Source organism: Teichococcus rhizosphaerae, assembly GCF_002631185.1.
Classification (GTDB): domain Bacteria; phylum Pseudomonadota; class Alphaproteobacteria; order Acetobacterales; family Acetobacteraceae; genus Pseudoroseomonas; species Pseudoroseomonas rhizosphaerae.
In genome coordinates this window covers 134,991-155,603 of the sequence record NZ_PDNU01000001.1, presented here as the reverse complement: position 1 = coordinate 155,603, position 20,613 = coordinate 134,991, and the positions used below count along the sequence as shown (strand labels likewise).

The 20,613-nt window shown below is 73.3% G+C and carries 15 protein-coding genes; 9 read left to right on the top strand and 6 right to left on the bottom strand.

Annotated features, from left to right (window positions below; genetic code table 11):
* Nucleotides 1-11: 11 nt before the first annotated feature.
* Nucleotides 12-1,604: an ABC transporter substrate-binding protein gene (locus tag CR162_RS00690; RefSeq protein ID WP_099093613.1), complete on the bottom strand. Its 1,593-nt coding sequence runs from the start codon at nucleotides 1,602-1,604 to the stop codon at nucleotides 12-14.
* A 205-nt stretch (nucleotides 1,605-1,809) separates the two neighbouring features.
* Here CR162_RS00690 and CR162_RS00685 point away from each other — a divergent pair, with 205 nt between their 5' ends.
* Nucleotides 1,810-2,826 (top strand): serine hydrolase domain-containing protein, encoded by a 1,017-nt coding sequence (locus CR162_RS00685; protein ID WP_099093612.1) that lies wholly within the window; start codon nucleotides 1,810-1,812, stop codon nucleotides 2,824-2,826.
* Between the two features lie 76 nt (nucleotides 2,827-2,902).
* Here CR162_RS00685 and CR162_RS00680 read toward each other — a convergent pair whose 3' ends face one another.
* Entirely contained in the window at nucleotides 2,903-3,571 is a 669-nt protein-coding gene (locus CR162_RS00680; protein WP_099093611.1) for an alpha/beta hydrolase, read from the bottom strand.
* 411 nt (nucleotides 3,572-3,982) lie between these two features.
* Here CR162_RS00680 and CR162_RS00675 point away from each other — a divergent pair, with 411 nt between their 5' ends.
* Nucleotides 3,983-4,507, top strand: coding sequence for an Rrf2 family transcriptional regulator (locus CR162_RS00675; protein WP_176559663.1), 525 nt, complete (start codon nucleotides 3,983-3,985; stop codon nucleotides 4,505-4,507).
* The gene (locus CR162_RS00670; RefSeq protein WP_099093610.1) at nucleotides 4,504-5,652 is read left to right on the top strand and encodes a cysteine desulfurase family protein; all 1,149 of its coding nucleotides are present in this window, start codon (nucleotides 4,504-4,506) and stop codon (nucleotides 5,650-5,652) included. Before CR162_RS00675 ends, CR162_RS00670 begins: the two co-directional genes overlap by 4 nt.
* On the opposite strand, the gene CR162_RS00665 is transcribed toward CR162_RS00670, so the two are convergent.
* A complete protein-coding gene (locus tag CR162_RS00665; RefSeq protein WP_176559667.1) occupies nucleotides 5,592-6,677 on the bottom strand; it encodes an anhydro-N-acetylmuramic acid kinase in 1,086 nt (361 codons plus the stop codon). The two genes, CR162_RS00670 and CR162_RS00665, sit on opposite strands and share 61 nt — an antisense overlap.
* 82 nt (nucleotides 6,678-6,759) lie before the next feature.
* Between CR162_RS00665 and tyrS the strand changes: the two genes are divergently transcribed.
* Both tyrS and CR162_RS00655 read left to right on the top strand, forming a co-directional pair.
* Nucleotides 6,760-7,986 (top strand): tyrosine--tRNA ligase, encoded by a 1,227-nt coding sequence (gene tyrS / locus CR162_RS00660; RefSeq protein ID WP_099093608.1) that lies wholly within the window; start codon nucleotides 6,760-6,762, stop codon nucleotides 7,984-7,986.
* A gap of 102 nt (nucleotides 7,987-8,088) precedes the next feature.
* Complete coding sequence (locus CR162_RS00655) at nucleotides 8,089-9,069, top strand: quinone oxidoreductase family protein (RefSeq protein ID WP_099093607.1); 981 nt, start codon at nucleotides 8,089-8,091, stop codon at nucleotides 9,067-9,069.
* Nucleotides 9,070-9,087: 18 nt separating this feature from the next.
* On the opposite strand, the gene CR162_RS00650 is transcribed toward CR162_RS00655, so the two are convergent.
* Nucleotides 9,088-12,309, bottom strand: coding sequence for a YhdP family protein (locus CR162_RS00650; protein WP_099093606.1), 3,222 nt, complete (start codon nucleotides 12,307-12,309; stop codon nucleotides 9,088-9,090).
* Nucleotides 12,310-12,326: 17 nt separating this feature from the next.
* Between CR162_RS00650 and CR162_RS00645 the strand changes: the two genes are divergently transcribed.
* From CR162_RS00645 to CR162_RS00630, 4 genes are all read left to right on the top strand, one after another.
* A complete protein-coding gene (locus CR162_RS00645; RefSeq protein ID WP_099093605.1) occupies nucleotides 12,327-15,293 on the top strand; it encodes a bifunctional [glutamine synthetase] adenylyltransferase/[glutamine synthetase]-adenylyl-L-tyrosine phosphorylase in 2,967 nt (988 codons plus the stop codon).
* Nucleotides 15,290-15,757, top strand: a complete 468-nt coding sequence (gene bcp, locus CR162_RS00640) for a thioredoxin-dependent thiol peroxidase (RefSeq protein WP_099093604.1) — start codon at nucleotides 15,290-15,292, stop codon at nucleotides 15,755-15,757. The genes CR162_RS00645 and bcp overlap by 4 nt, the downstream gene beginning before the upstream one ends.
* Before the next feature lie 142 nt (nucleotides 15,758-15,899).
* On the top strand, nucleotides 15,900-17,159 hold the full coding sequence (locus tag CR162_RS00635; protein WP_099093603.1) for an MFS transporter: 1,260 nt from the start codon (nucleotides 15,900-15,902) through the stop codon (nucleotides 17,157-17,159).
* Nucleotides 17,160-17,252: 93 nt separating this feature from the next.
* Nucleotides 17,253-17,588 carry an NIPSNAP family protein gene (locus tag CR162_RS00630; protein ID WP_099093602.1) on the top strand — a complete coding sequence of 112 codons (336 nt, stop codon included), beginning with the start codon at nucleotides 17,253-17,255 and terminating at the stop codon, nucleotides 17,586-17,588.
* Nucleotides 17,589-17,689: 101 nt separating this feature from the next.
* On the opposite strand, the gene CR162_RS00625 is transcribed toward CR162_RS00630, so the two are convergent.
* Both CR162_RS00625 and CR162_RS00620 read right to left on the bottom strand, forming a co-directional pair.
* The gene (locus tag CR162_RS00625) at nucleotides 17,690-18,154 is read right to left on the bottom strand and encodes a GlcG/HbpS family heme-binding protein (RefSeq protein WP_099093601.1); all 465 of its coding nucleotides are present in this window, start codon (nucleotides 18,152-18,154) and stop codon (nucleotides 17,690-17,692) included.
* A 43-nt stretch (nucleotides 18,155-18,197) separates the two neighbouring features.
* Nucleotides 18,198-20,552: a xanthine dehydrogenase family protein molybdopterin-binding subunit gene (locus CR162_RS00620; RefSeq protein WP_099093600.1), complete on the bottom strand. Its 2,355-nt coding sequence runs from the start codon at nucleotides 20,550-20,552 to the stop codon at nucleotides 18,198-18,200.
* Nucleotides 20,553-20,613 lie beyond the last annotated feature (61 nt).

Below are 20,613 nucleotides of genomic sequence, written 5' to 3'. Positions count from 1 at the left end.
TGATCCAGTTCTCAGCGCTTCACGGGAGTGGCGAACAGGGCGGTGGTGTCCCAGTTCGGGCTCGGGTCGTAGGTCAGCCGGTCCTTGCGGGCGGCCCAGTTGACGCGAAGGTAGAAGACCGGGATCACCGCCTTGTCCTCCACCGAGATCCGCATCGCCTCCGAGGTCAGCGCCTGGCGCCGCGCCGGGTCCATGGTGCGCAGCGCCTCGGCCAGCGGCTTGTCCAGCGCCGGGTTGGAATAGCGCTGGCGGTTGAAGGGGCCGTTGCCGGACTCGGGGTCGCGCGTCATCACCACCTGGCGCAGCGTGTTGGCCGCCAGGTTCGAGGTGTAGGTGGTGAGGAACATGGCGAAGTCGCGGTTGGTGGCGCGGGTGAAGAAGTTGGCCGGCGGCAGCACCTCCACCTGCGTCTCCACCCCGATGCGGCTGAAGCCCTGGGCGATGGCCTGCAGCACGTCGCCATCGCTGGTGAAGAAGCCGTTCGGGCCGTGGATGGTCATGCGGAAGCCATCCGGGTAGCCGGCCTCCGCCAGCAGCTTGCGGGCGCGCGCCACGTCATAGGCGAGCGGCGGCAGTCCCGGCGCGCGGTCGGCCACGGCGGGCGGCGCGAACTGCTCGGCCGGCGCCCCCTGCCCGGCCAGCAGCCGGTCGACGATCCCCTGGCGGTTGATGCCGAGCGAGAGCGCCTCGCGCACGCGCGTGTCGCGCAGCGGGTTCTTCGCCAGCGGGCGGCCCTGCTTGTCGGTGACGAAGGGCGCGTTCTCGCGGTCGCTGTCGGGAAAGAGGTAGGCGGTGCCGTAGCTTTCCGTGCCATAGACCTCGATCGCGGCCTCGCGCTTCAGCCGCGCCACGTCCTGCACCGGCACGCTGTCCACCAGGTCGACCTCGCCGGCCAGGATGGCCGCGACGCGCGCGCCGGAATTGGAGACGTAGCGCGTCTCCACCCGGTCCCAGTCCGGCTTGCCGCCATGGAAGGCGGGATTGGCCTCCAGCGTCAGCCGCTCGTTCAGGATGAAGCCGGCGTAGCGGTAGGCGCCGGTGCCCACCGCCAGCTTGCCGGTGTTGAAGCCGCCCGTGGTCGCATCGGCATGGATGCTGCGGGAGAGCATCATGATGCGCGTCAGGTCGTAGTCGAGGAAGGGGTTGGGCTGGTGGGTGTGGATGCGCACCGTCAGCGGGTCCACCACCTCGATCGACTTGATGCTGCGCACATAAGGCGTGAACGGGCCGGGGCTGTTCGGCACGTTGGGCACGCGGTTGAAGGTGAAGGCCAGGTCCTCCGCGCCGAAGGGCGTGCCGTCATGGAAGCGCACGTCCGGCTTGAGCCTGATCTCCCAGGTCAGGTCGTCGACCACGCGCCAGGATTCCGCCAGGCCCGGCACCAGCTTGCCGTTGTTCGCCTCGTTGATCAGCGGATCGAAGATCTGCCGCAGCGCCATGTTGTTGTTGTTGGTCGAGTGGTAGTGCGGATCGAGCGCGCTGGGCGAGGTCATCGCCGCGATGGTCAGGGTGTTGGCCTGCGCGGCGGCGGGAAGAACGGCGAGGCAGCCAAGCGCGGCGAGAAGGCGCCAGGAGGCCGCCGGACGGGCAGCGTTACGCGGCATGGTCTTGTCTCCCAAATGTCACGGCGACGCTAGCATGCGGCCCAAGCGCGGCCAGCGCCGATGGCGGGCGGCGGAAAGATCCTCGTGGAGATCAGCGAAGTTGCGCAAGCCCGAACGGCTTGGTACGGCCGCGTTCCGGCACGCCACGCGCGGTGCGATACGCCGGCCCCTTCCGCCCCGCCCCGGCGGGGCCATATGCGCGCCGATGCCGAGCCACAGCCCCGTCCGCCGGCACCTGTTGCTGGCCATGCCCGCCCTGCTGCTCGCGCGCCGCGCCAGGGCGGCACCGGAGGGGTTCGGCCCCGCCCTGGAGCGGGCGGCCGCCCTGCCGCAGCTCCGCACGCTCATCGTGGCGCGCGGGGGCGAGACCGTGGTGGAGCGGCGCTTCGGCGGCCCGCCGCCGGAGCGGCCGGCGAATGTGAAGTCCGTCTCCAAGGCCGTCATCGCCGCGCTGGTCGGCGCCGCCATCGCGCGCGGGGTGCTGGAGGGGACGGAGCAGCGCATCGCGCCCCTGCTGCGCGCCCGCCTGCCGCGCGCTGCCGATCCGCGGCTGGAGGAGATCACCATCGGCCATCTGCTCTCGATGCAGGCGGGGCTGGAGCGCACCTCCGGCGCCCATTATGGGGCCTGGGTGTCGAGCCGCGACTGGGTGCGCGCCGCCCTCGCCCGGCCCTTCGCCGCCGATCCGGGCGGGCCGATGCTGTATTCCACCGGCAACTCCCACCTTCTCTCGGCCATCCTGACCCTTCGCGCCGGCCGCAGCACCCTGGCGCTGGCGCGGGAATGGCTGGGCACACCCCTCGGCATCGAGATCCCGCCCTGGCCGCGCGATCCGCAGGGCATCTACTTCGGCGGCAACGACATGCTGCTCTCGCCCCGCGCCCTGTTGCGCCTCGCCGAGATGCACCGGCAGGGCGGGCAATGGCAGGGCCGCGCCGTGCTGGCGGCGGAATGGGTGCGCGCCTGCTGGACGCCACGCACGCGCTCCGTCTTCACCGGCGACGCGCATGGCTATGGCTGGTTCCTGGACCGGCCGGGCGGGGAGGCGCGCGCCTATGCCTGGGGCTATGGCGGGCAGATGGTGCATGTGCTGCCCCGGCTCGGGGCCAGCATCGTCATGACCTCGGACCCTGACCAGCCCTCGGGCGGGGCGAGCGGCCATGCGCGGGCGCTGCACGCGCTGGTGGAGGAGATGCTGATCCCCGCCCTGCGCGCCGCGTGATGGGCACGAAAAGGGGCCGGTGGCATGCGCCATCCGGCCCCTTTGCGAAAGCGGCAGCGTTGTTGCGGCGGGGCGATCAGTCGGCCGCCATGGCCATCCGGGTGCGGTTCAGCATGGTGCGCACATGGTCCTCGGCGGCATTGGCCACCTTTTCCGTCTGGTCGGCGGTGAAGACGTGGCCCGCGCCTTCCTGGACCCGGTAGTCGATCGCGATGCCGCGCTGGGTGTTCAGCTTGTCCACCAGCTTCCGCACCGAGCCCTCGGGCACCAGCTCGTCCTCGGCCCCGTGCAGGATCAGGCCCGAGCAGGGGCAGGGCGCGAGGAAACCGAAATCGTAGTGGCTGGCCGGGGTGGAGATGGAAACGAAGCCGCCCATCTCCGGCCGCCGCATCAGCAGCTGCATGCCGACATAGGAGCCGAAGGAATAGCCGGCCACCCACAGCATGGAGGCGTTCGGGTTCACCGCCTGGAGGAAGTCGAGCGCCGCCGCGGCGTCCGAGATCTCGCCGATGCCGCCATCGTAGCGGCCCTGGCTGCGGCCCACGCCGCGGAAGTTAAAGCGCAGGGTGGAGAAACCCATGTTCTGGAAGCGCGTATACAGCGCGTGCACCACCCGGTTGTTCATGGTCCCGCCATGCAGCGGGTGCGGGTGCAGGACCAGCGCCACGGGGGCATTGGGCTGCTTCGCGTGGTGGTAACGACCCTCAAGCCGGCCATCAGGCCCGGCAAACATCACCTCAGGCATCGTCCCCTTGCATCCAGTGCGGTGGGCGCGGCAGCGCCCGGTTGGGAAACCATGACGGCCCGTCGGACCCCGCAGGGTGGCCGGGCCGGCCAAAGGCATGAACCCCGATTGATGCGTCCGGCGCATGCCAGACCGAAACCCTGCCCCGACCAATGTTGACTCGCACAGTCGGGATCAATAGCTTCGATGCCCACGACAGGGAGTGCCGTGGTGTCTGGCATCAGTGTCCGGCGTCCGTTTCATGCCCTTGTCGTCCCGGGGCAGGCTTCCGCTCCCCGCGACGCGGTCAATATAGGCAACAGGCCGTCGCTTTCATAACGGAATTCACCTTCAGAGGGCCTGCCCCGTGTGGCTTTCTTGCTGGCCGCCACGGGGCGGCGAAAAACCGTTCCAGGCAGGAAGAAACGACTGATGCGCCTGTCTACACGCGGCCGATATGCCGTCATGGCGATGGTGGAACTGGCCGCCCGCGCCCGAGGGCATAGCTGTGCGGATGACAGCCATGCGCCAGGCGCAGGTGTCCATGAGGCGCGGGAACGCCCCGTCAGCCTTTCGGAGATCGCCCAGGCGCAATGCCTTTCCGTGGCCTATCTGGAACAGCTTTTCGCCCGACTCCGGCGCGCGGGGCTCGTCGCCTCGGCGCGCGGGCCGGGGGGCGGCTACCGCCTGGCCCTGGCACCCGAGCACATCGCCATCGGCACCATCATCGACGCGGTGGACGAGCCCATCACCGCCACGCGCTGCGACGAGGGCTCGCCGGGCTGCCTCACCGGCAACCGCTGCCTGACGCACGACCTCTGGCACGAGCTCGGCGAGCAGATCCGCCTTTTCCTCCAGCACACCACCCTCTCCGACGTGGTGGAGGGCCGCGTCTGCGGCCGCGCCCTGCCGCCGGCGCCCGGAACTCTGCCCGGAACATCGCCCGAAACGGCATGAGCGCCCCCTCCCTCTACCTGGACGCCAACGCCACCGAGCCGCTGCGCCCCGAGGCGCGGGAGGCGGTGCTGGCGGCGCTGGCGCTGACCGGGAACCCCTCCTCCATCCATGCCGATGGCCGCGCCGCGCGGCAGGTGCTGGAGCAGGCGCGCGCCACCATCGCCACCCGCTTCGGCGGCCGGGCGCGCGACCTCGTCTTCACCGCCGGCGCCACCGAGGCCAATGCCCTGGCGCTGCACGGGCTGGGCGCCGGGCGGCGCATCCTGGCGGGCGCCACGGAGCACCCCGCCATCCTGCGCGCCGGGCGAGCGGTGGAAACCCTGCCCGTCCTGCCCGACGGCACGCTCGACCTCGCGGCGCTGGAGGCGGCGCTGGCCATGGGTGGTCCCGCTTTGGTCTGCCTGATGGCCGCGAACAACGAGACCGGCGTGCTGCACCCCCTGGCCGCGGCCGCGGCGCTGTGCCGCGCCCATGGCGCCCTGCTGCATGTGGACGCGGTGCAGGCCGCCGGCCGCCTTTCCGTGACGCTGGAGGATTTCGGCGCGGACAGCCTGGCGCTCTCGGCCCACAAGCTGGGCGGGCCCAAGGGAGCCGGCGCGCTGCTGCTGCGGCCGGGGCTGGACCTGCCGGCGCTGCTGCCCGGCGGCGGGCAGGAGCGCGGCCGGCGCGGCGGCACCGAGGCGCTGCCCGCCATCGCCGGCTTCGCCGCCGCCGTGGCCGCGCTCGACCCCGCCGAGGCGCCCCGCCTCGCCGCGCTGCGCGACGCCATCGAGGCGGGCGCCGGCCTGCCGGTGGCGGGCGGCGCCGCGCCGCGCCTGCCCAATACGAGCTGCCTGATCCTCCCCGGCGTGGCGGCCGAGACGCAGGTGATCGCACTCGACCTGGCGGGGGTGCGGGTCTCCTCCGGCGCGGCCTGCTCCTCCGGCAAGGTGGGCCCGAGCCCGGTGCTGCGCGCCATGGGGCTGGGCGGGGACGCGGCCTGCGCCATCCGCGTCTCGCTGCCCTGGAACGCCCCGCCCGACGCCGCCGCGCGCTTCCTCGCCGCCCATGCGGAGATGCGCGCGCGGCTGCTGCGGCGCCAGCCTCAGGCGGCGGTCAGCATGCCCCCCGTCAGCGGCTCCGGCGCGCCCGTGGTGCCGGGATAGGTCAGCGGCAGCCCCTTCACCACCCGCGCCGCCAGCACGCCGAAGGCCTGCGCCTCCAGCGCGTCGCCATCCCAGCCGGCCACCTCCACCGGGCGCACCGGCTCGGCCAGCGCGCTGGCCAGGGCGCGCATCAGCGCCGGGTTGCGCCGCCCGCCGCCGGCCACCAGCCATTGCCGCGGCGGCTCGGGGAAGTGCCGCGCCGCCGCCGCCACCGCGCAGGCGCAGAAGGCCACCAGCGTCGCCGCGCCATCGGCCGGAGACAGGTCGCCCGCGCCCGCTTCCCGCAGGGCGCGGTCGAAATCCAGCCGGTCCAGCGACTTGGGCGGCAGCGCCGCGAGATAGGGATGCGCCAGCAGCCGGCCCAGCACGGCGCCATCCGGCTGCCCGGCCAGCGCCAGGCGGCCATCCTTGTCGTAGTCGGCCCCCGTGGCGCGGCGCGCCCAGTCGTCGAGCGGGCCGTTGGCGGGGCCGGTGTCGAACGCCACCAGCCGGTGGTCGGCGCCGATCCAGGTGACGTTGCCGACGCCGCCGAGGTTCAGGATGGCCAGCGGCTTCGGCAGGTCGGCCGCCATCACGGCATGGACGATGGGCACCAGCGGCGCCCCCTGCCCGCCCGCCGCCACATCGGCGCTGCGGAAGTCATGCACCACGCGGATGCCGGTGGCGCGGGCCAGCAGCGCCGCGTCGCCGATCTGCCAGGTGCGCCCCTTGCCCGGCTGGCCGGCGGCTGGGCGGTGCAGGATGGTCTGGCCATGGAAGCCCAGCAGGTCGGCGGGCTGGCCGAGCCGGACCACCGCCTCGGCGTGGCGCTCCGTCAGGCGCCGCTCGCAGTCCAGCAGGAAAGGATCGTCCGCCGGCAGGTCGCCCGCCATGTCCAGCAGGCGGCGCAGGTCGCGCCGCAGCGCCGGGTCGTAGGGCAGCGTCAGGCTGGGCCCGACCCGGCCGATCCGGTCGCCATCCGTCTCCACCCATGCGGCATCCACGCCATCCAGCGAGGTGCCACTCATCAGTCCGATGGTTCGCAGCATGGGGCACACTGTGCTAGGGCCGCAGCCTCAAGGAAAGGCCGGGCGGCAGCGTCCGGGCCAGAAGCGGGCAAAGGCGACGATGGACGAGTTCCTGCAGGTGGCGCGCGAGCGCGGCTACATCCACCAGGTGACCGACGAGGCGGCGATGGCCGCCCGCATGAAGCAGGGGCCGCTTCCCGCCTATGTCGGCTTCGACTGCACGGCGGACAGCCTGCATGTCGGCCACCTGCTCTCGATCATGATGCTGCGGCTGCTCCAGCGCACGGGGCACAAGCCGGTGGCGCTGCTCGGCGGCGGCACCACCCGCATCGGCGACCCCTCCTTCCGCGACGAGGCCCGCCCGCTGCTGACGGACGAGCAGATCGAGGTGAACAAGGCCGGCATCCGCAAGACCTTCGCCTCCTTCCTGTCCTTCGGCGAGGGTGCCACGGACGCGATGATGGTGGACAACAAGGACTGGCTGGACCGGCTCCTCTACATCCCCTTCCTGCGCGACATCGGCCGCCACTTCAGCGTCAACCGCATGCTGACAATGGACAGCGTGAAGCTGCGGCTGGACCGCGAGCAGCCGCTCTCCTTCCTCGAATTCAACTACATGCTGCTGCAGTCCTACGACTTCCTGGAGCTGCGGCGGCGGCACGGTGTGGCCCTGCAGATGGGCGGCTCCGACCAGTGGGGCAACATCATCATGGGCGTGGAGCTGAACCGGCGCTGCGACGGCGCGGAGGTGTTCGGCCTGACCACCCCGCTGCTCACCACCGCCTCCGGCACCAAGATGGGCAAGACCGCCGGCGGCGCCGTGTGGCTCAACCCCGACCGCCTCGCGCCCTATGACTACTGGCAGTTCTGGCGCAATACGGAGGATGCCGATGTCGGCCGCTTCCTGGCCCTCTTCACCGAGGTGCCGATGGACGAGGTGAGGCGCCTCGGCGCGCTGGGCGGCGCGGAGGTGAACGAGGCCAAGAAGGTCCTCGCCACGGAGGCCACCGCCATGCTGCACGGGCGCGAGGCCGCCACGCTGGCCGCCGAGACCGCCCGCCGCGCCTTCGAGGAAGGCCAGGCGGCCGAGACGCTGCCCTCCATCGCCGCCACCCTGCCGGCGGCGGCGATCGACCTCGCCGTGCAGGCCGGCTTCGCCGCCAGCAAGGGCGAGGCGCGCCGGCTGATCCGCCAGGGCGGGCTGCGGCTGAACGACGCCGCCATCGGCGACGAGGCGCTGGAGGTGACGGAGGCGGACCTGCGCGACGGCGCCGCCAAGCTCTCCGCCGGCCGCAAGCGCCACGTGCTGGTGCGCCCCGCCGCCTGAGGCACGGCCTGGCGGGGCGGCGGGAGCGGTGGACACCGCCTCCCCGCCGTGCCAACCGGGGGTATCCCGGCCGGCGTCCAGGCCGCGCGCAAGGAGGAAATGATGGCAGCAAGCCGCCGTGTCGTGCTCGACGAGTTCGGCCCCCCCGAGGTCATGAAGGTGTTGACGGAGGAGCTGCCGCCGCCCGGCCCGGGAGAGGCGCAGATCCGGCACACCGCCATCGGCTTCAACTTCATCGACATCTACCAGCGCCGCGGCCGCCATCCCCACAAGCCTCCCACCGGGCTGGGCTTCGAGGCGGCGGGCGTGGTCGAGGCGGTCGGGCCGGGCGTGGAGGGCGTGGCGCCGGGCGAGCGGGTGGCCACCATGAATGCCGGCGTCGGCGCCTATGCCGACCGGCGCAACGTGCCCGCGGCCAAGCTGGTGAAGCTGCCGGACAGCATCAGCGACGAGGCGGCGGCCACGCTGCTCTTCAAGGGCCTGACGGCGCAGTACCTGCTGCGCGCCACCCATGCGGTGCAGCCGGGCGAGCTGCTGCTGGTGCATTCGGCCGCCGGCGGCGTCGGCCAGATCCTGTCGCGCTGGGCCACGGCGCTGGGCGCCACGGTGATCGGCACCACCGGCTCGCCGCGCAAGAAGGGCGCGGCCCTGGCGGCGGGCTGCGTGGCGGTGGTGGACCTGAACGACCCGGACTGGCCCCAGGCCTTCCTGCAGGCCAGCGGCGGGCGCAAGGCCCGCGTGGTGTATGACGCGGTCGGCAAGGACACGCTGCTGAAGTCGCTCGACTGCGCCGCGCCCTTCGGCCTGGTGGTCAGCTATGGCAGCGCCTCCGGCCCCTCCCCGGCGATCGACCCGGAGCTGCTGGGCCAGAAGGGCAACCTGTTCCTGACGCGGCCCTCGGTGTTTCCGCACAACGCCGACGAGCAGTCCCTGCGCGCCCACGCGGCCGACCTTTTCGACGCCATCGCGAAGGGGCATGTGAAGGTCGATATCGGCCAGCGCTTCACCCTGGACCACATCGTGGAGGCGCATCGCGCGGCGGAGGAGCGCCGGGTGGAGGGCGCCATCCTGATCACGCCGTGACGCAGCACCGGCGCCGGCTCAGGGCGCGGGCGGCGCCGGCTGCTGCCCCGGGGGCGCCCCGCCGCCGAACAGCCCGCGCAGGAAGCCCGGCGTCAGCGCCGCCAGCGGGTTCACCGAAACGGTGGGGTCCTGCACCGGCCCCCGCATCCGCCAGGTGGCGGCGAACAGCCCGCCCCCCTGCTCCGGGCTGAACAGCCGCCCCAGCAGCGGGATCTGCCCCAGCAGCGAGTTGATGACATAGGCCGGCACGATGGTGCCCTCGAGGTCGATCGCGCCGCCATGGCGGGGGATGCTGCCCTTGGCGGTGACGCCGAGCGAGGCGGAGAAGGCGCGCGCCTCCTGCACGTGGAGCGTGTCCGGGGTCAGGTGGAAGGGCGCCACCATGCGGGAGAAGCTGAGGCCCGGACCGCGCACCGCGTCGAACACGCCATAGACGGTGAGGGCCTGGAGCAGCTTGCCGATGCCCTCCGCCTCGCTGATGGAGAAGTTCTCCATCTCCGCCGTGCCGCTGAGGGTGGCGCCCGGCGCGTTGCCGGCCCAGCGCCCGGTGACCGCGAGGCGCCCGCCCTGCACCGTGCGCAGCACGTCGAAGGCGCGCAGCAGGTCGCCCGCGTTCTCGGCGTGCAGCCGCAGGGCGCGGCCGGCGCGGTCCGGCGTCACCGCCACGTCGAAGCCCCCGCCGGGGCCGGTCTGGCCGGTGAAGCGCGCCTCGCGCAGCACGCCGCGCGCATCGGCCAGGGCGCGGCCCGAGACGCCGCCCACCATGCGCCCCCCGCCCAGCCGCACCTGGTCGAACCGCCCTTCCACCGCCACGGGCGCGCTGTCGTCACCGCCCGGCGCGTCGCCGCCGCCGGCGGCATCCCGGGCGGCGAGCACCGGCCCGAGGTCGAGCACCGGCCCTTCCAGCCGGAAGCGCCAGGGGGCGGCGCCGCTCCGCGCGGGCGGCCAGGCCTGGGCGGCGAAGCGGCTGCCGAACACCGCCGCCTCCGCCACGTCCACCCGCTCCGGCCGGCTGGCGGCGGCGAAGCTCACCCGCCCCCGCGCCGACAGCGCGGGCGCGGCGACGCGGAAGCTCTCCACCGCGCGCAGCGAGTCTCCCTCCACCCGCAGCTCGGCCTGGGCGGTGGCCGCCTGGCCGGGCGGCTTGCTCCAGGCGAAGGGGGAGAGCGTCATGCGGCTCTCGCGCAGGTCGCCCTGGATGCTGACGCGCATGTCGCCCGCGCGGCGCTTCTCCATCACCGCCTGCACGCCCACCGGCCCGGCCACGAAGCCCTCCAGGTCCAGCCCGAAATCGGCGATGCGGGCGGCGTCCGGCCTCGCCTCGGCGCGGATGCGCTCCACCACCTGGGTGGCGGGGCCGGGGCGGAAGTCCATCTCGACGTTGAGCTGCGTCGGGATGCCGTCGAGCTGGGCGTTGCCGCTCGCCTTCAGCGTGCTGTTGGTGACGGTGAGGTCGGCGGTGCCGCGCTCCAGCCGCTTGCCCATCACCACGTCGGCCAGCCGCATCTGGGTCAGCCGCGCCTGCACCTGGACGCGCAGCACCTCGGAGGGGATGTCCTCCAGCAGCGGGAAGGCCAGCCGCAGCGAGCCCTCCATCTGCCCGCCCGGCTCCTTCAGGTCGAGCGGGCGCTTCTCGAACAGCTTCAGCCGCGGATGGCGGATCAGCGCCACCACCTCCGGCACCGGGCCGCGCAGCTTCGCCTCGATCTCGGCCTGCTCCTGGCTGCCGTCCAGCCCGTGGAAGCGGATGGTGGCGCCCGGGCTGGTCAGCGCGGTGCCGGACTGGCGCGCCGTGCCGGCCTCGATGCGGATCTCCTTCAGGCCGAACTGCGCCGTGGCCTTCACCCCTTCCAGCGGGGCGATGGGGCGCAGCCAGTGGACCACGCCCTGCTCCAGCCCGAGCGTGCCGTCGAGCGTGGTGACGCGCAGCCCGGACAGGTCGGCCGCCGCCTCGGCGGCCAGCGAGAAGCGGCCATCGTGGAAGGTGCCGCCGGTGACGTTCTCCACCACCCATTTGCGGGCACCGCGCACCACGCCCTCCGGCCAGTAGGCGCCGAGGTCGGCGGCGGCGAGGCTGCCGAGCGAGAGTTCCAGCCCCGCGCGCCAGCGCCCGTCGGCGAGGCGGGCCTGGCCGCTCGCCTCCAGCACGGTCGGCGCCGGCGCCGCGCTGCCATCCGGCCGCCTCGCCACCGGCAGGGCGAGGCGCAGGCGGCGCAGCTCCAAGGAGGCCGGATTGCCCGCCGCCTCCAGCATCAGCCCGGCGAATGCGATGCGCCGCCCCTCATGCACGATGCCGCCCGCCCCCGCCCGCAGCTCGAGGCGAAGCTGCGGCACGGCGCCGGCCTCGCGCGCATCCACATGGCCGGAGATGGCGAGGGAAACGGGCGCGTCGAACAGCGCGAGCGGCGCCAGGGCGGGCAGCAGCGCGGCGACGCGGGCGGGCTCCAGCTCCGGCAGCGCGATGCTGCCCTCCAGCCGGTCCGTGGTGCCGGTGATGCGGCCAGACAGGCGCACCGGCAGCGGCGCGCCCTGGTCGGGCAGGGCCAGGGCGGCGCTGCCCTCGCCTTCCGCGCCGCCGCCGGGCAGGCGGCGCAGCGCCAGGTTCACCCCCTCCAGCCGCCAGACGAGGTTGAGCTGGCGGTCCAGGATGGTCAGGCGGCCATCGGCGAGGTCGAGGCGCCGCAGCGCGCCGAGCGGCGAGCTTCTGGCCTCCGGCCCGAGCAGCCCGCGCAGCACCTCGCCCCCCTCGGCCGAGGGCGCGTCCGGCTCCTCCGGCACGGCCGGAAGGGCGGTGCGGCCCATGGCCAGGGTCACGCGCCCATCCGGGGCGCGCTCCAGCACCACGGCCGGCCGCTGCACCGAGATGCGCAGCGGCATCACCGTGCCGCGCAGCAGCTCGCCGAAGGCCAGGGTCACGCTGATGTCCGGCAGCTCCTGCCGCACCGCGCCCGCCATGTCCAGCAGCCGCACGCCGCCGACGCGCAGCTCGAGGGGCGAGCGCCCCGCCTCCCGGAAGCCGCCCCAGGCGATGGCGACATCCCCCACCTCCAGCGTCTCCTCCAGCCCGAGCCGCGGGGCCATCCCTTCCAGCACCGGCGCCAGCATGGGCAGGTGCAGCGGCCCCTCCGAGAGCCGCCAGGACAGCGCCGCTAGGCCGAGCCCCAAGGCCAGCATCAACGCCAGCAGCAGCCGGCCGAGCCAGCCGGCGCAACGCAGGGCTTGACCGCTCAGGCCGCGCATGAGTTGGCTTCCCCGTCATGCGCCCTGCAAGCCTCTCCGCCCGAACCCTGCCCGCTCCCCATGACCGGCTGGCCGCGCAACGGCTGCTGGAGGCCTTCGCCGAACGCGGCGCGGCCGAGCGGGCCTTCGCCGCCACGCCTGGCGGCATTGCGCTGCTGGAGGCGCTGGGCGGCCACAGCCCCTATCTGGCCGAGCTGGCGGAGCGCGAAAGCGCCACCCTGCTGCGCTACGCCGAGCGCGGGCCGGACGATGCCCTGGCCCTGGCGCTCGACCCGCTCGGCCGCGCCGACCCGGACGCGGCGCGCCCCGCCGTGGCGGCGCTGCTGCGGCAGGCCAAGCGCCAGGCGGCGCTGATCATCGCCGCCGCCGACCTTGCGGGGCAGTGGCCGCTCGACCGGGTGACGGGCGCGCTCTCCGCGCTGGCGGAGGCGGCGATCGACTACGCCTGCGCGCATCTGCTCCGCGAGGCGGCCGGGCGTGGGGAGTTGCGCCTGCCGCGCGCGGGCAGCCGCGATTCGCGCGGGGTGGCGCGCGGCTCGGGGCTGGTCATCCTGGGCATGGGCAAGCTGGGCGGCGGCGAACTCAACTACTCCTCCGACATCGACCTGATGGTCCTCTACGACCCGATGGCCGCCGCCTGCAACGCCGAGCGTGCCGGCGCGCTCTATGTCCGCATCGCGCGCGACCTGGTGAAGCTGATGGAGGAGCGCACCGCCGGAGGCTACGTGTTCCGCACCGACCTGCGGCTGCGCCCCGACCCGGCGGCGACGCCGCTCGCCGTCAACATCGCCACCGCCATCTCCTACTACGAATCGCTCGGCCAGAACTGGGAGCGGGCGGCGATGATCAAGGCGCGGCCCGTGGGCGGCGACCGCGCGCTCGGCGAGCACTTCCTGAGCGAGATCCGCCCCTTCGTCTGGCGCCGCCACCTCGACTTCGCGATGATCGCCGACATCCACTCGATCAAGCGGCAGATCCATGCGGCGCACGGGGCGCGCGGCGCGCATGCGGAGGTGCGCGTGGCCGGGCACGACGTGAAGCTCGGCCGGGGCGGCATCCGCGAGATCGAGTTCACCACCCAGGTGCTGCAGCTCATCTGGGCCGGGCGCGACCCCGGGCTGCGCGACCCCACCACGCTCGGCGCGCTCGCGGCGCTGGCCGGGGCCGGGCGCATCGAGCGCCGCGCCGCCGCCGACCTGGCGGACGCCTATGTGTTCCTGCGCGATGTCGAGCACCGCCTGCAGATGGTGGCCGACCGGCAGACCCAGCGCCTGCCGGAGGACGAGGAGGGCCTCGCGCGGATCGCCAGCTTCATGGGCTTCCCCGATGCGGCCGCCTTCGCCGCCACCCTCACCGGGCACCTCAACCGCGTCGAGCAGCACTACGCGCAGATGTTCGAGCGCGAGCCCGCGCTCGAGCAGGATGGCGGAACAGAGGGGGCGGCCGCCGGGCTCGTCTTCAACGGCGCGCGGGACGACCCGGAGACGCTCGCCGCCCTTTCGGCCATGGGCTACGCGCAGCCCGCCCAGGTGGCGGGGATGATCCGCGGCTGGCGGCATGGCCGGCTGCGCGCCACGCGCAGCGAGCGGGCGCGCGAGCTGCTGACCCAGCTGACGCCCACCCTGCTCTCGGCCTTCGCGGCGCAGCGCGAGCCGGACGCGGCGCTGGCGCGGTTCGACGCCGTGCTTTCGCGCATGTCGGCGGGGGTGCAGATGCTCTCGCTGTTCCATCGCAACCCGGCACTCTTGCAGCGTGTGGCGGGCATTCTCGGCGCGGCGCCGGCGCTGGCCAACCATCTTGCCAACAACCCCGCCTCGCTCGACGGGTTGCTGGCCGGCGGCGGGCCGGAGGGTGCCGCCGCCGTGCTGCCGGCGCTGCTGAAGCAGGCCCGCCACTTCGAGGAGGCGCTGGAGGGCGCCCGCCGGATGGTGACGGAAGGCAAGTTCGAGATCGACGCCGCCGCGCTGGAAGGCGCGATCGACGCCGATGCGGCGGGCGCCGCGCGCAGCGCCCTGGCCGATGCCGCCATCGGCGCCCTGCTGCCGCATGTCGCCCGCGAGTTCGCCACGCGCTTCGGCCGGGTGAAGGGCGGCGCCCTGGCGGTGGTGGCGCTGGGCAAGCTCGGCGGCCAGGAGATGCTGCCCGGCTCCGACCTCGACCTGGTGCTGATCTACGACCACCCCGAGGATGCCGAGGAAAGCCGCGGCGGGCCCCGCGCGCTGCCGCCCAGCGTCTATTTCGGGCGCCTCGCGCAGCAGGTGATCGCCGCCATCACCGCGCCCGGCGCCGAGGGCAAGCTCTACGAGGCCGACATGCGGCTGCGCCCTTCCGGCAACAAGGGGCCGGTGGCCACCTCGCTCTCCTCCTTCACCCGCTACCATGCCGAGAGCGCCTGGACCTGGGAGCGCATGGCGCTGACCCGCGCGCGCTGCGTGGCGGGGCCGCCGGCGCTGCGGCGGCGCATCGGGCAGGCGGTGCGGGGCGCCATCATGGCGCATGCCGGCGAGGCCGCCATCGCCGACGCCGTGGCGATGCGCGCCCGCATGCTGCGCGACCTGCCGATGGACGGGCCGTGGGACATCAAGGCGATGCCGGGCGGCATGGTCGAGGTGGAGTTCATCGCCCAGGCGCTGCAACTGGCGCACGCGGCGCGCCACCCGAAGGTGCTGGCGCCCACCACCCGCCTCGCCCTCGCCAACCTGGCGCGCGCGCGCATCCTGGCGCCCGGGGAGGCCGAGACGCTGATCGCGGCGGACCGGCTGTGGCGCACCGCCCTCGGCCTGCTGCGGCTGACGCTCGGGCGCTGGCGGCAGGAGGCGCTGCCCGCCCCCACCGCCGCCGCCCTGTTGCGCGCCACCGCGCCGCTGCTCGGCCAGGGCGCGGTTGACCTGCCCACCTTCCGCGAGCAGATGCGCATCCAGGCCGGGCAGGTGCGGGAGATCTTCGAGCGCCGCCTTGGCCGGCTTTCAGGAGGGACCGAATGAGCATCGAGGAAGGCATGGACGCCCCGGCGTTCGAGCTGCCGGCGAGCGGCGGCCGGAGCGTCTCGCTCGCGGCGATGAAGGGGCAGCCCTTCGTGCTGTATTTCTACCCCAAGGCGGACACCTCCGGCTGCACCCGGGAAGCCTGCGACTTCCAGGAGGCGCTGCCGGCGATGCAGGGGCTGGGGCTCGCCGTCATCGGCGTCTCGCCCGACCCGATGAAGCCGATCGAGAAGTTCGCGGAGAAGCACGGCCTGGCCTTCCCCCTCGCCTCCGACGCCGACAAGGCGGTGGCGCAGGCCTATGGCACCTGGGTCGAGAAGTCGATGTATGGCCGCACCTACATGGGCATGGAGCGCAGCACCTTCCTGATCGGCCGCGACGGCAAGGTGGCCAGGGTCTGGCGCAAGGTGAAGGTGCCGGGCCATGCCCGGGCGGTGATGGAGGCGGCGAAGGCGCTGGGCTGACGGCGGGGGCGGAACCGAGGGAGGCGCGCCCCGGCCCATGAGCGGCACGCCGGGGCCGGCCCGGCAGCCATGCCGAGAGCGGGCTTGCCGGGCCCTCGTGGCGGCGACATCCTCCGCCAACCGTTCCTGCGAGGAAATGCCCATGCCGCCCGACATCAATGCGCCTGCCGGCGGCCTGCGCGGGCGCCGCCTTTCCCCCATGATGCTGCTGGTCCTCTGCGGCGTCGTGGCCGCCGCCCTGGCGATGGGGCTGCGGCAATCCTTCGGCCTGTTCCTGGCGCCGATGACGGCCGCCAATGGCTGGACGGCCAGCGGCTTCGCCTTCGCCATCGCACTGCAGGTGCTGGTCAATGGCATTTCCCAGCCGCTCTGCGGCCAGCTCGCGGACCGGATCGGCGCGCGCTACGTGCTGATGGGCGGCGCGGTGCTCTACACGCTGGGCATGCTGGGCATGGCGCTGTCCGACGGGCTGCCGCTGTTCACCTTCTTTGCAGGGCTGGTGATGGGCGTCGCCGTCTCGGCCGCCGGCATGCCGGTGATCATGGCCAGCATGACCCGGCTGCTCCCCGAGGCGCAGCGCGGCCGCGCCACCGGCCTTGGCACCGCCGGCTCCTCCTTCGGGCAGTTCCTGGTGGTGCCGCTGGCGGGCTTCGGCATCGCGGGCTTCGGCTGGCAGGGCGCGCTGTTCGTCATGGCGGCGGCGGCGCTGCTGATCGTGCCGCTGGCCCTGCCGCTGAACGACCGCCCTACCCCCCTCCCCGCCACGCCCGCGGGCCGCGCCGCCGCGGCCGCCGAGGAGACGGCCGGCCAGACCCTGCGCCGCGCCTTCCGCAGCACCTCCTTCTGGTGCCTGTTCTTCGGGTTCTTCGTCTGCGGGCTGCATGTCAGCTTCCTGGCGGTGCACCTGCCGGGCTTCGTCGCGAGCTGCCACCTGCCGAGCTATGTGGGCGCCGGCGCCATCAGCCTGATCGGGCTGTTCAACGTGGCCGGCTCGCTGATCTCGGGCGAGCTGACGCAGAAATGGCGGCGGCGGGAGCTGCTGGTGGCGATCTATGCCAGCCGCGCCGTGCTGATGGCCATCTTCCTCCTGGCGCCCAAGACCACCGGCACGGTGCTCGCCTTCTCGGCGGTGATGGGCATCCTCTGGCTTTCCACCGTGCCGCCCACGGTGGCGCTCTGCGCCCGCAACTTCGGCACGCGCTGGCTGGCCACGGTGTTCGGGCTGGTGTTCCTCGGCCACCAGGTGGGTGGCTTCACCGGCGCCTGGCTGGGCGGCCTGATCTTCGACCGCACCGGCAGCTACGACCTGATGTGGATCGTCAGCATCCTGGCCGGCGTGTTCGCGGCGCTGGTCCACCTGCCGATCCGCGACGCGGCGCGGCCGGCGGCGGTGCCGGCCTGAGCGCGGCGCAGGGGGCCCGATCGGCGCCGGCCCCCGGCTTGCCGGCGGCCGGCGCCCGGATCATGCTGGGCGGGCAACGGAGGAAAACGAGCCATGCTGCTGGACCACCGCACTTACATCTGCCGCCCCGGGACCATCCGCAAGCAGCTGGCGCTGTACCAGGAATACGGGCTGGCGGCGCAGACCCGGCATCTCGGCATGCCGGTGGCCTACCTCACCACCGAGACCGGCGACGTGAACTGCTATGTCCATGTGTGGGCCTATGAGGATGCGGCCGACCGCGAGCGCCGCCGCGCCGCCATGCAGGCGGACCCGGAATGGATCGAGTTCCTGCGCCGCAGCGCCGAGGCGGGCTATCTGGTGAGCCAGAACAACTCGCTCATGCGCCCGGTCGATTTCCTCCCCCAGCCCGTCCGCGCTGGCGGCTGAGCGGCACCCGCCCGCCGGAAAGGCGCGCGGGCGGGTCGAGGCGGAGGCCAGGAGAAGGCTTTTCCCCCGGCCTCAATCCCGTGGCGCGGCGGGGCTGCCGGTCACTCCGGGTCGCCGGTGTCCGCGACCAGCCCCACCGCCTCGATGCCGGCCACCGCGCAGACCTCGTCCTTGTCCGAGGCATCGCCCGAGATGCCGACCGCGCCCAGCACGGTGCCCTGCGCGTCGCGCACCAGCACGCCGCCCGGCACCGGCACGGCACGGCCGCCGCACAGGTCGGAGAAGGCGTTCATGAAGCCGGGCATCTTGGCCGAGCGGCGCGCCAGCTCCCGCCCGCCAAAGCCCAGCGCCATGGCGCCGAAGGCCTTGCCCGTGGCGATCTCGGGCCGCAGCAGGCTGGCGCCATCCTCGCGCAGCAGCAGCTTCGGCTGCGCCGCCTGGTCCAGCACCACCACGGTGAGCGGCGCGAGGTTCAGCTCCCGCCCCTTGGCCAGCGCCGCCTCGGCGATGCGGGAAGCGACGGAAAGGCTGATGCCGGGGGCGAAGCCGATGGGGGGGTTGGGCATGTCTTCTCCCGTGTGACAGACAGAAAGGATCGGGCGGGGCGGCTCAGGCCGCGCGCCCGTGCAGCGCGCGCCAGACGACCTCCGGCGTGGCCGGCATGTCGATATGGGTGACACCGCGCTCCTTCAGCGCATCCACCACGGCGTTCATCACCGCGGGCAGGGAGCCGGCGCAGCCCGCCTCGCCGCAGCCCTTGGCGCCAAGCGGATTGGTTTTCGCCGGCACGGCGTGGCTGATGAACTCGAAGCTCGGCACGTCCACCGCGCGCGGCAGGGCGTAGTCCGAATAGGAGCCGGACAGGAGCTGGCCGTCCTCGCTGTAGGCGGTGCGCTCCATCAGCGCCTGGCCGATGCCCTGCACGATGCCGCCATGCGCCTGCCCCTGCACCAGCAGCGGATTCACGATGACGCCGAAATCGTTCACCGTGACGTAGCGGTCGATGCGGGTGACGCCCGTCTCGGGGTCGATCTCCACCTCGGCGATGTGGCAGCCATTGGGGAAGGCCATCGGCGCCTGGTCGAAGATGTGCGAGACATCCAGCGTGTCCGGCACGCCTTCCGGCAGGTGCGTCTCGGCGCGCAGGCGCCGCGCCAGCTCCAGCAGGCCGATGCCGCGGTCCGTGCCGGCGATGACGAGGCGCGCGCCACCCTCGGCGTGCGGCTCGAAGTCGATATCGGCCACCGCGGCTTCCAGCACATGCGCGGCCGCCGCGCGCGCCTTCTCCACCACCAGCGCGGACGCCTCGATGATGGCGGCGCCCGAGGCCATCAGCGACTTCGAGCCGCCCGTGCCGCCGCCGGCGATGAGCTGGTCGGAATCGCCCTGCACCAGCCGGATGCGCTCGAAGGGGATGCCCAGCGTCTGGTGCAGCACCTGGGCGAAGGGCGTCCAGTGCCCCTGCCCGTAGTCCAGCGTGCCGGTGACGATGGTGACGCTGCCATCCTCGCCGAAGCGCAGCCCGCCCATCTCCTTGGCGGGCGGCGCGGTGCATTCCAGGAAGTTGCCGATGCCGCGGCCGCGCAGCATCCCCCGCGCGGCGCTGTCCGCCTTGCGCGCGGCATAGCGGTCCCAGTCGGCGGCGCGCATCGCCTCCTCCAGCACGGCAGAGAACTCGCCGCCATCGTAGCTGGAGCCGGAGGCGGTGGCGTAGGGCATCTGCTCGGGGCGGATGTGGTTGCGCCGGCGCATCTCGACCGGGTCGAGGCCCATCTCGGCGGCGGCCGTCTCGATCAGCCGCTCCATGAAGTAGTTGCCCTCGGGCCGCCCGGCGCCGCGATAGGCGGAGACCGGCGTGGTGTTGGTCACCAGGCAGCGCGTGGACACCTCGATCAGCGGCGTCGCGTAGTTGCTCTGGATGTTCTTGGTGAAGTTCAGCGTGCCCATCAGCGGCCCGACGGTGGCGAGATAGCCGCCCATGTTGGCGAAGCTGGTGAGCCGCACGGCGAGGAACTTCCCCTCGGCATCCAGCGCCAGCTCCGCCTCCACCTCGTGGTCGCGGCCGTGCTGGTCGGACAGGAAGGAGCCGGTGCGCTCATCCGTCCACTTCACCGGGCGGCCCAGCCCCTTCGCGGCGTGCAGCAGGCAGAGATATTCCGGATAGGCCGAGGCCTTCATGCCGAAGCTGCCGCCGACATGACCGGTGAGGATGCGCAGCTTCTCCACCGGCACCTTCAGCAGGTCGCCCGCCATCTGGTTGCGCAGGCCGAACACGCCCTGGCTACCGACATGCAGCGTGTAGCGGTCCTCCGCCGCGTCATACACGCCGATCGCCGAGCGCGGCTCCATGGCGCAGACGACGACACGGTTGTTGCGCAGAGAAAGCCGCGTGACATGGGCGGCACCGGCGAAGGCCTCCGCCACCCTGGCGGCGTCGCCATAGTGGAAGTCGAGCACCTGGTTGCCGGGCACATGGTCGTAGAGCAGCGGCGCACCGGGCGCGGCGGCGGCGGAAGCCTCCGTCACGGCGGGCAGCGGGTCGATGTCGGGCAGCACGGCCTCGGCGCCGTCCTTCGCGGCCTCCCTGGTCTCGGCGACAACAAAGGCGATCGGATCGCCGACGAAGCGCACCTTGTCGGTCGCCAGCGCGGGGCGCTCGATGTTGGTCAGGCCCGGAAGGGAGATGGTGCAGCGGAGCGTGCCATAGCCCGCCGCCCGCAGGTCCTCGCCCGTGAACACCGCCACCACGCCGGGCACCGCCTTCGCCGCGCTGGTGTCGATGCCGCGCAGCGTGCCATGGGCGTAGGGGCTGCGCACCATCACGCACCAGAGCTGGCCGGGCAGTTGCAGGTCGTCCGTGTAGCGGCCCTGGCCCCGCAGCAGGATCGGGTCCTCGTTGCGCGGCACGGGCTGGCCGATGCCGAACTTCAGGCGGCTGGGATCGAGGTTCAGGGAATCCGGCATGCGGGAGGCTCCGTGGCAGCGGATGACAGCGCATCCAGCCTAGAGGCATCCCGCGCCCCGC